The organism is Rhodococcus sp. EPR-134, assembly GCF_001647205.1.
Lineage (GTDB): Bacteria > Actinomycetota > Actinomycetes > Mycobacteriales > Mycobacteriaceae > Rhodococcus_F > Rhodococcus_F qingshengii.
In genome coordinates this window covers 1-9,677 of record NZ_LVCT01000728.1, presented here as the reverse complement: position 1 = coordinate 9,677, position 9,677 = coordinate 1, and the positions used below count along the sequence as shown (strand labels likewise).

11 protein-coding genes are annotated in these 9,677 nt (G+C 64.5%); 1 reads left to right on the top strand and 10 read right to left on the bottom strand.

The window, feature by feature from the left end:
- The 5 genes from A2J01_RS31615 to A2J01_RS31595 form a co-directional block, all read right to left on the bottom strand.
- The coding region (locus A2J01_RS31615; RefSeq protein WP_156519464.1) for a phosphotransacetylase family protein at positions 1–922 on the bottom strand (922 nt) is incomplete at its 3' end.
- A 146-nt stretch (positions 923–1,068) separates the two neighbouring features.
- Positions 1,069–2,082 (bottom strand): glucose-6-phosphate dehydrogenase (coenzyme-F420), encoded by a 1,014-nt coding sequence (gene fgd, locus A2J01_RS31610; RefSeq protein ID WP_003944371.1) that lies wholly within the window; start codon positions 2,080–2,082, stop codon positions 1,069–1,071.
- A gap of 95 nt (positions 2,083–2,177) precedes the next feature.
- Positions 2,178–2,525 (bottom strand): YidH family protein, encoded by a 348-nt coding sequence (locus A2J01_RS31605; RefSeq protein WP_003944317.1) that lies wholly within the window; start codon positions 2,523–2,525, stop codon positions 2,178–2,180.
- On the bottom strand, positions 2,522–2,995 hold the full coding sequence (locus A2J01_RS31600; RefSeq protein ID WP_003944375.1) for an RDD family protein: 474 nt from the start codon (positions 2,993–2,995) through the stop codon (positions 2,522–2,524). Before A2J01_RS31600 ends, A2J01_RS31605 begins: the two co-directional genes overlap by 4 nt.
- Positions 2,995–3,729, bottom strand: coding sequence for a hypothetical protein (locus tag A2J01_RS31595; protein ID WP_064114308.1), 735 nt, complete (start codon positions 3,727–3,729; stop codon positions 2,995–2,997). The genes A2J01_RS31600 and A2J01_RS31595 overlap by 1 nt, the downstream gene beginning before the upstream one ends.
- 115 nt (positions 3,730–3,844) lie before the next feature.
- On the opposite strand from A2J01_RS31595, the gene A2J01_RS31590 reads away from it, so the two are divergent.
- On the top strand, positions 3,845–4,786 hold the full coding sequence (locus A2J01_RS31590) for an alpha/beta hydrolase (RefSeq protein ID WP_003944347.1): 942 nt from the start codon (positions 3,845–3,847) through the stop codon (positions 4,784–4,786).
- 30 nt (positions 4,787–4,816) lie between these two features.
- Here A2J01_RS31590 and A2J01_RS31585 read toward each other — a convergent pair whose 3' ends face one another.
- The 5 genes from A2J01_RS31585 to A2J01_RS31565 form a co-directional block, all read right to left on the bottom strand.
- Positions 4,817–5,182 (bottom strand): nucleoside deaminase, encoded by a 366-nt coding sequence (locus A2J01_RS31585; protein ID WP_075832552.1) that lies wholly within the window; start codon positions 5,180–5,182, stop codon positions 4,817–4,819.
- 28 nt (positions 5,183–5,210) lie between these two features.
- Entirely contained in the window at positions 5,211–6,353 is a 1,143-nt protein-coding gene (locus tag A2J01_RS31580) for an LLM class flavin-dependent oxidoreductase (RefSeq protein WP_064114306.1), read from the bottom strand.
- Positions 6,350–7,174 carry a DUF1684 domain-containing protein gene (locus A2J01_RS31575; RefSeq protein WP_064114305.1) on the bottom strand — a complete coding sequence of 275 codons (825 nt, stop codon included), beginning with the start codon at positions 7,172–7,174 and terminating at the stop codon, positions 6,350–6,352. The genes A2J01_RS31580 and A2J01_RS31575 overlap by 4 nt, the downstream gene beginning before the upstream one ends.
- Positions 7,171–8,541: an NtaA/DmoA family FMN-dependent monooxygenase gene (locus A2J01_RS31570; protein WP_042925886.1), complete on the bottom strand. Its 1,371-nt coding sequence runs from the start codon at positions 8,539–8,541 to the stop codon at positions 7,171–7,173. The genes A2J01_RS31575 and A2J01_RS31570 overlap by 4 nt, the downstream gene beginning before the upstream one ends.
- 24 nt (positions 8,542–8,565) lie before the next feature.
- The coding region (locus A2J01_RS31565) for an LLM class flavin-dependent oxidoreductase (RefSeq protein WP_231916168.1) at positions 8,566–9,677 on the bottom strand (1,112 nt) is incomplete at its 5' end.

Here is a 9,677-nt window from a genome sequence, read left to right as displayed (position 1 = left end):
TCGGAAGACGCTGTTTGAGGCCGGCCATCAACGCTGCGATGGCTGGGTGCGGTGTGATTCCGCCGTTCATGATGATGCCCGCGAGCGACGGAAATCCTTCCGCCTCATGTGCATTGAGCAATGCGAGCAGTACGTCCGAGCGATCGCCCGGTGCGATGACGACCATGCCCTCGACCAGACGCTCGAGGATGTGCTCCGCGGTCATGCCGCCCACCATCACCTTGAGCGCTTCGCGGTGCAGCAGTTCCGGGTCACCCGAATACAACTCGCCGCCGGTGGCCTCCATCAACTCGGCCATCGTGGGCGAGACGAGCAACGGAATCTCCGGCAGGCTCCACGTCGGAACTCCGATGTCGGACAGCGCTGCGGTGACCTCGTCGAGCTTGTCGGGATCGCAACGATTGGCGACGACCGCGAGCAGATGAGCGTGGTTGGCGGCCAACTCGGCGGCGCATAGATGCGCGAGCTGGGCGACCTCCTCGACACTGCGCCGAGCGCCTCGAACCGCCAGCAGAACCGGAGCGCCGAGGTTCACGGCGATGCGGGCGTTGAAGCTCAGCTCGCTCGGGCTTGCTACGTCGGTGTAGTCACTTCCGATGATGACGACGGCGTCGCACTGCTCGGCCACGGTGTGGTACCTCGCGACGATGTCGGCCAGCGCGGCTTCAGGATCGGCGTGAACCTGCTCGTAGGTGACGCCGAGTGCGTCGGCGTAGGAGAGATCGGCGGTGGTGTGCTCGAGCAGCAGTTCGAGGATGTAGTCGGTTTCCTCGGTAGAGCGGGCGATCGGGCGGAAGACACCGACCCGGGCGACGGTCGCGCACAGCATCTGCAGCACGCCAAGCGCGATGGTGGATTTTCCGGTGTCACCTTCAGGAGAGGCAACGTAGACACTCGACACGGCAGCGGGCGCTTCTGGCATGCCCAACAGCCTAGTGTGGGCCGCCGCCCACCTTGCCACTGATCGTGGTCACGCTCACGCTCGTGCCGACAACCGGCGGCTACGAGAAAGACGAACGGTGCCTGCCACACGTCGAGTGGCAGACACCGTTCAGTTGATCTCGAGGATCAGCCCAGAGCACGCAAGCGAGGCGCGAGGTCACGCTCGAACAGTTCGAGGAACCGGCGCTGATCATGGCCCGGTGCGTGGAACACCAGGTGATTGAGACCGGCATCGACGTAGGCCTTGACCTGCTCGACGGCGTCGTCCGGATCGGAAGCGACGATCCAACGCTTGGCCACCTGCTCGATGGGCAGAGCGTCGGCAGCGGCTTCCATTTCGATCGGATCTTCGATGCTGTGCTTCTGCTCCGGCGTCAGGGACAGCGGAGCCCAGAAGCGGGTGTTCTCGAGTGCAGCCTCCGGATCGGTGTCGTAGCTGATCTTGATCTCGATCATCTTGTCGATGTCGGCGACGTCGCGCTCGGCCTTGGCTGCGCCCTCGGCAACGGCTGGAAGCAGCTTCTCGGTGTAGAGCTCCATGCCCTTTCCGGAGGTGCAGATGAAGCCGTCACCGGCACGTCCCGCGTACCGGGCGACAACGGGTCCGCCGGCCGCGATGTACACGGGAATCCCACCCTCGGGAACGTCGTAGATCGACGCGCCACGAGTGGTGAAGTACTCGCCTTCGAAGTCGACACGATCGCCCAGCCACAGCTCACGCATCAACCGCACGGACTCACGCAGCCGCGCGAAGCGTTCCTTGAACTCGGGCCACTCGCCCTGGAAGCCGGTGGCGATCTCGTTGAGAGCCTCACCGCTGCCGACGCCGAGCATGATGCGTCCCGGGTAGAGACATCCCATCGTCGCGAACGCCTGAGCGATGACTGCCGGGTTGTAGCGGAACGTCGGCGTCATCACGGACGTGCCGATCTGCACGCGCTCGGTGCGCTCACCGACGGCGGTCATCCAGGCGAGCGAGAACGGTGCGTGGCCACCGTTGTGGCGCCACGGCTGGAAATGATCGCTCACCGCAACGGAATCCATGCCGTGCTGCTCTGCCAGAACTGCCAGCTCTACCAGTTCGCGAGGGCCGAATTGCTCAGCCGATGCCTTGTATCCGAGCTTGAGTTCCTGCGCCACCGTGCACTCCCTTGTCGTCTGTTTCGTTTACTTCTCTGACATGCTTCACGTTCTTTGCAGACTATCCAGACACCGCTGGGACTTCTCTGCGTATCTCAGCGAGCGAGGCTGGTGACCACCGTTGCCACGCCGGCTGCGACGGCAACCCCGGCCAGTGCCAGTGCAAACAGCCACAATGCGTGCGGTTCCGGCATCGCCGCTCCGTCCTCGAGCGCCTTCTTCACCTGTAGCCAGCGTCGCATACCTACCAGTGCGGCTGCCGCCGCGAGTGCGATAAGGGTCAGACCGAGAGTCGTGCGAACCCACCCGGTACTCCATTCCGGTACCAACTGGACGACGGCGATGCCTCCGGCCAGCAGGGCGAGTGAGCTACGCATCCAGGCGAGGAAGGTGCGCTCGCTGGCAAGGGTGAAGCGCTCGTCCGGGCGGTTCGGTTCACTCATGCGTGCTCACCTCCGTGCGGTGCCACCAGATCCGGGTCCTGACGCCAGTCGTAGACGACCTCGGTGCGCAGAACGATGTCCTGCAACGAACGTCGTCGTCGATCGACCGCCGACCACAGCAATCCGAAGGCGAAGAGCACGCAGAGCACCGCACGGATGAAGGCCAACGGCCAGCGCACGAGGCGATGCCCGGACGTGATCACCCGCAGCCCCATCACGAGGGACCCGACAGTCCGACCGGTCGTCGCCCAGCAGGCGGTCAGATACGCCACCGAGACACCGAGAAATGCCGTCGTGGACAGGAAGATTCCCGGTTCCGAGAAAGTGAAACTCTGTGGCGAGAAGAGCAGTCGGACGAAGGCGAAGCCCACGTACACGGAACCCATCAGGAGCAGGACGACGCCCAGGTCGATCAGTCCGGCGAGTCCACGGGTGACGATGCCGGCTGGGCCGGAACTCTCCTGGGCCACTAGCGTTCGCCTGCGTTCGTCTTCGGATCGGTCTCTGTCGACGGTTTATCTGATGACGGTTTATCTGATGACGGTGCGTTGTCGCGGCCGAAGAGTCGCCCGACGAAGCCGGCGACAGCGTCGTCCGCCTGCATGCCCTGCACTCGAGCTCCGTGCACGGCTTCCGTGGAGAGTGAACCGGTCGATTCACGAATCATCTGGGGCAGGTCGACGCCCTCGATGACCTGGTCGGCGATCTTGACGAGGTCGATGCGGTTGACCTGGCGTTCGAGGTCGACCGTGTCGACTATCCCGTCGAGATCGAGGCGATCGATCACCGCTTTGACGTCGAGGCGGCTTGCGATCTCGTCCACGTCGACCCGGTCGATGATCGGTTCGAGCGAGACCCGTTCGGCAATCTTGTCCACGTCGATGTTCTCGGCGATCTTGTCGATGTCCACGTGGTCGACGACGATCTTGGTGATGTCGACTTCGGACAGAGCAGCGTCGACGACAGCTTTGATCACCGTCCGCAAGGTCGAGTTGGCGAACTCCACGGTCGAGTGCATCGCTTCCGTGCCGCGAGTGGTGACCTGGGTGATCGCGCCGTCGAGTGCGTCACCGACGACAGGGATCCGCTGCACGGAATCAAGTGCGAGACCAGCGGTTCTGCGCGCCGCACCAGCCGTGATCGCGGCCAGCCCGAAGGCCAGCCGAATCACGTCGGATTCGGGGTGGTGCGACTGCGATCCCACGCAATTGTCTCCATCTTCTTATACGACTGTTACCCGGACATTCGTCACTCCTCTTCGCATTGTGCCACTGTTGGAAGGCACAAATACGCTGTCCGGCTTGCGCCTGGGGGGAAATATGAAGACACGTCGTTTCACGGTTCGGCTGACGATGGCGGTGGCCATGGCCGCCGGCTTTCTCGGCCTCAGCGCGCCGACCGCGAGCGCGGATTCCGTGGTCAGTCGCATCGACGTCTACTCCCCCTCGATGGACCGCTGGATCGCCAACGACGTGATTTCGCCGGCCGGAGGAGGCCCGGCCCCGACCTTCTATCTGTTGACCGGTGTCGGCGGCGGCGAGGACGGGATCTCGTGGTTCAACAACACCGGAGTTCGTGACTTCTTCGACGACAAACACGTCAACGTGGTCATGCCGGTCGGCGGCAAGTTCAGCATGTACACCGACTGGAACGCCGACGATCCGGTGCTGGGCCGTAACAAGTGGCAGACGTACCTCACCAAGGAACTACCGGCGGCGGTCAACGCTCGGTACAACACGACCGGTGTCAACGCACTCGGCGGTGTGTCGATGGCAGGCGGACCGGTTCTGGACCTCGCGATCCAGTCGCCGGGCACCTACCGCGCAGTCGGCTCGTACAGCGGCTGTCCGCGCGCCGGCGACCCGCTCGGCCAGGCAGCGGTGCGCTCGATGGTCGAGATACTCGGCGGCGGCAACGCGGCCAACATGTGGGGGCCGTGGGGTAGCCCGCAGTGGGCGGCGCACGACCCGTTGATCAACGCCGAGAAACTGCGTGGCACAGCGCTGTTCATCTCGACCGGCAACGGCCTCCCCGGCCCGGTGGACGGAATCAACTCGCTGGCGATGGCCGCCGGCGTCGTTCCCGGCGCGGTCCTCGAAGGCATCACCAACATGTGCACCGCTGCCCTGCAGGGGCGATTCGGTCAGCTCGGCATTCCCGCGACGTTCAGCTTCCGACCCGAAGGCACCCACACCTGGGGGCTCTTCGAAGCCGACATGCGCGCGTCGTGGCCGATGATCGCGGGCGCTATCGGGGCGTGAGCCTCACGGCCCTCCTTACAAGCCATGGCGTCAGGTGAGACTGCGCGCCCAGTCCCGCATCCCGGCGGGGCCAGTGCCGGTGGCGTATTCAGCGAACCACACCCGGGTCACGCCGAGCGTGATCGCGGCACCCATACACATGAGACATGGTTCGAGATTGACCGCCAATGTCAATTCACCGGACGCTCGAGTGAATCCGAGAGCCTCGTCGGCCTGCAAGAGCGCTTGAAGGTCCGCATGGACTACCCGTCGGCCGAGTGCCCGTTCTTGCGTATACGCCCGCCCGAGCACACGGTCGTCGTCGAACACGACTGCGCCGATCGGCATCTCCCCGAGCTCCATGCCCTCACGCGCTACGTCAAGAGCAACCGCAAGGGCATCTCGAGGTGAAAACATCACTCGACACTAATGGACCAAGGCAAACTCACGCTGCCAGTAGTGCGGGTAGTCCCCATTCCTTGGCAAGCAGCTCGTACGAGCGCAGACGATCCTCGTGCCGATGGGTCACCCCGGTGATTACCAATTCGTCCGCTCCGGTGAGCTTCTGCAAACTGTCGAGCCTGTCGGCGACGGTAGACGGTGAACCGACGAACTGCGTGATCAGCCGATCCTCCACCACTGCTTTGTCGGCGTCGGAAAGTGGGAGCGCTGTCGCGGGATCGGGGTACGGGATGGCGCCGTGTCCGCTGCGAATGCTGTGCGTCCAGTGCCCGAACGTAGACGCCAACTCTCTCGCCGTCGCATCGTCTTCCGCAGCAACAACATCCGCGGAGACGACGACATACGGCTCCGACAGAACTGCCGACGGTCGGAATGCTGCACGGTATGCCTCGACGGCATCGAGCGTACTCGAGGGCGCCACATGGTAATTCGCACCGAACGGCAATCCGAGTCGTCCGGCGAGCTCGGCACTGGGGCCCGCACTGCTTCCGAACACCCACAGTTCGACGTCGGCATTCTCGCCGGGACTGGCGTGCAATTCGATGCCGTCGCGGGTTCTGTAGGTACCGTTCAGGAGCGAGCGTATGTCGTCGACCTGCTGCTTGAAATCGGGCGCCTGCGCGCCCGGAAACGCCAATGCCTCGAACGACGCCTGCAACCGCGGTGACGTGAGAAGACCGGTTGGATCGAAGGGTGCCGGGATCACGACGCCGTCGCGTACGACGTTCTCTCGCTTCGATTCTGGCGGCGCAGGCGTTCCGGCAGCGACGGCGCGAAGTGCCTCCACCCGACGCTGTCCGCTGCGCCCGATACCGAGATCGATACGACCCGGATACAACGCTTCGACGGTACCGAAGGCCTCGACCACCTGAGCCGCCGTGTTGTTGCCCAGCAGCACGGCGGCCGAGCCGACGCGAATGGTGTTGGTGGCGGCCGCGATCAGCCCGACAAGCACTGCTGGCGACGAAGAGGCAACGCCGACGAAGTGGTGTTCGGCGACCCAGTAACGCTTGTATCCCCACGCTTCGGCAGAACGAGCGAGGTCCAGCGAGTTCCGCAAAGCCTGGCGGGCCGTTCCGCCCTCACTGATCGGCGAGAGGTCGAGTACGGACAGCGGCGCGCTCACCTCGGTCCGCTTTCGGAGCGGGTGTCCGGTGTCTTCTCGCCGGCTTCCACCGCGAACGCCAGGCGGTTCTCGGCGGGGGCCACCGGGCACGTCGCGTAATCGGTGAACGCGCAGGGCAGGTTCGACGCCCGATTGAAATCGAGGACTACCGCGCCACCGGGTTCAGGTGCGCTCACGTGCAGCGAGCGTGCGGCCGGGTAGGTGGACACACCACTGGTCGCGTCGGTGAACAGGATGTGAAAGCCGTTGTCCTTGCCCGCGAACGCAATCAGCGTATACGTTGCACCGTCGTGTTCGAAGCTGATGGTTCCTAGGGCGTCGTGATGATGCTCGAGGCGCTCGACGACCGCGCCCGTCGTCACCGTGCGAGCCTCCTCGAAAGCTGTGAATACACCCTCGATGCGCCACTGCGGGTTCGGCTCGAAGGTCGGGATACCACTGAACTGCGCCAATGCCGGGGCCGACGAATCGTGGATCCGCAGAGCCACCTCGCCGGTGCGGCGGATGACCTCGACCAACCGTGCGCCCTGCTTGACGATCAGTCCCGGCGCCCCCTCGATCGGATTCAGAGTGGCCGAACCGTCCACGGCGACGCCGTCGATCGATAAGTCGTCTGCGGGCGTCGCGGTGACGACAACGGCATTCGCGTCGGCGCGCCATGCACCGGGCAGGTCCGCGAAGGTGGGATCGGTGTCCACCAGCCAATGCAACGCAGTCAGGCTCAGCCAGCCGAGGGGTTCGCCGAAGGTGGCGTCGCGCGAGGCGTGCCAGGCATTCCAATCGCCGGTGAAGGTACTGGTGGAAGTGTCGGTAACGGTCATGATGCGCGGACTCCTTCAGCCTGCTCGTGTGGGTGGCGCAGCCCGAGATGGCTGCGCAGGGTAGTTCCTGAGTACTCGGTCCGGAAACTGCCGCGGTCCTGAAGTTCCGGTACGACGGTGTCGATGAACTCGTCGAGGCCCGCGGGGGTGATGTGGGGAACGAGGATGAATCCGTCGCTTGCGTCGCCCTGGACGTAGCTGTCGATCTCGGCAGCGACCTCGGCGGCGCTACCCACGAACTGTTGGCGGGCAGTCACTTCGATGATGAGTTCACGGATGCTGAGGTTTTCGGCCTCGGCCTTGGCACGCCACTGATCTGCGACCGCTCGTGGATCCTTGACGTGGCGGACGCGTCCACGGGTGATGTTGACGTCGTCCGACGGATCTTCCTTCGGCAACGGGCCGTCGGCGTCGTACTGGGAAAGGTCTCTGCCCCAAACCTGTTCGAGAAAAGCGATGGCAGTCTGGGGTCCGACCTGCTGCCGCCGGATGTGATATGCCTTCTCCTGTGCGTCCGCGGCGTTGTCACCGAGGACGAAGGTGGCGGCGGGGAGAATCTTGAGGTCTGCGTGCGTGCGTCCGTACTTGGCCAAGCGTCCCTTCACGTCGGCGTAGAACGCCTTGCCTGCTTCGAGCGTTCCGTGCCCGGTGAAGATGGCATCGGCCTTGGCCGCGCCGAACTCGCGTCCTTCGTCGGAGTCACCGGCCTGCAACAGAACTGGGTGCCCCTGCGGACTCCGTGGAACTTCGAAGCGTCCGGCGATGTCGAACTGCTTACCGGAGTGCTGGAACTGGCCGACCTGCTGGTCGGTGGCGAAAACACCGCGCTCACGGTCGACGATCGGACGGTCGACGCTCCAGCTGTCCCACAGCGTCCGTACTGCGTCGACCAACTCGTTGGCGCGTGCATACCGCTCGGAATGCTCCAGATAGCCACCGCGGCGGAAGTTCTCGCCGGTGAAGGCGTCCGAGGAGGTGACCAGGTTCCAGGCGGCGCGGCCGTCGGAGAGATGATCGAGCGTCGAGAACTGCTTGGCCAACTCGTACGGTTCGTTGAACGTGGTGTTGATCGTCCCGGCCAGGCCGAGATGCGTTGTCACACCGGCAACCGCATTGAGAATGCTGAAGGTATCCGGGCGACCGACTACGTCGAGGTCGTGAATTTTGCCCTGATGCTCGCGTAGGCGCAAACCCTCTGCGAGGAAGAAGAAGTCGAACAATCCGCGTTCGGCACTGCGGGCGAGATGCTCGAACGAGCTGAACTCGATCTGACTCTTGGACGCCGGATCGGTCCACACCGTGGTGTTGTTCACGCCGGGAAAGTGAGCGCCCAGATGGACTTGCTTGCGAATCCTGTTCTGTGTCATCGGTGTTCCTGTTCTCTACTCGCGCTACGCGAACTGATTGACGGGCAACTGGAAGCCCAACCGCTCGCGCAGCGTCGGGGCGGTACTCGGTCGCGGATTGAGAGTTGGCACTACGTCCGTCGCGATCTTCTCCACGGCGGCGGCCAGCGCCAGTGGACGCAGAACCACACCGTCGATCCCGGCGAGCCCACCGATCTCACGCAGCAGCGCAGTCAAACCCGCGCTGTCACCGCGATAGAACAGCGAGTGCGGGGCATACGGCGCTCCCGCCCATTCCTCGAGTTCCGCCAAAGCGTCGTCGGCGGCACCGCGATCGGCGCCGAGGAGCACGTCGACGTCGAGGAGAACCCGCACGCTGCGCCCGAGGGCGGCGGCACTCGCGTGGACCAGCTTGGCCGTAGTTTTGGCCTCGGCGAGATCGGTTGCCGAGATCCGAATCAGATCTCCGCGCGCAACCGCGAGTTCGCGTGCCTCCGGCCTGCTCGCGTCGACGGCGATCAGCGGCTGCCCCTGCGGGGAGCGCGGCGTGATGGACGGGCCCTTGACGGAAAAGTTCTTTCCCTCGAAGTCGATGTAGTGCAGCTTGTCCCGATCGATGAATCGTCCGCTCGCAGCGTCACGAATCTCGGCGTCGTCCTCCCAGCTGTCCCACAGCCGACTGACCACCTCGACAGCCTCGGACGCTTCCTCCCACGCGGACTCGGGGCCCTGCACTGACTTTCGGCCGAACAACGACGCCTGCTCAGCGGTGTCGGACACCGCGACCTGCCAGCCGGCCCGCCCCGCTGACGAGTAGTCGATACTCGCGACGGCCTTGGAGATGTGGAACGGCTCGGTGTGCGTGATTGTCGCAGTGGGGATCAGGCCGATACGCGAGGTCACAGCACTCAGCCGCGCCGCAGTTGCAACCGCCTCCAATCTGCCCCGCACTGCGTGCTGGCCCTCGGATTGCAGTCCGAACGAGTCAGGGAGGAACGCCAGATCCACCCCACCCCGATCCGCGGTGGCCACCAGGTCCACCCAGTACGACGGCGTGAACAGATCTTCGGCGCGCGAATCCTCGCGTCGCCAGGAGTACGGATGAGCTCCGGTTCCCTCGAATTCGAGGCCGACCAGGAATGCTCCGGAACTACGCT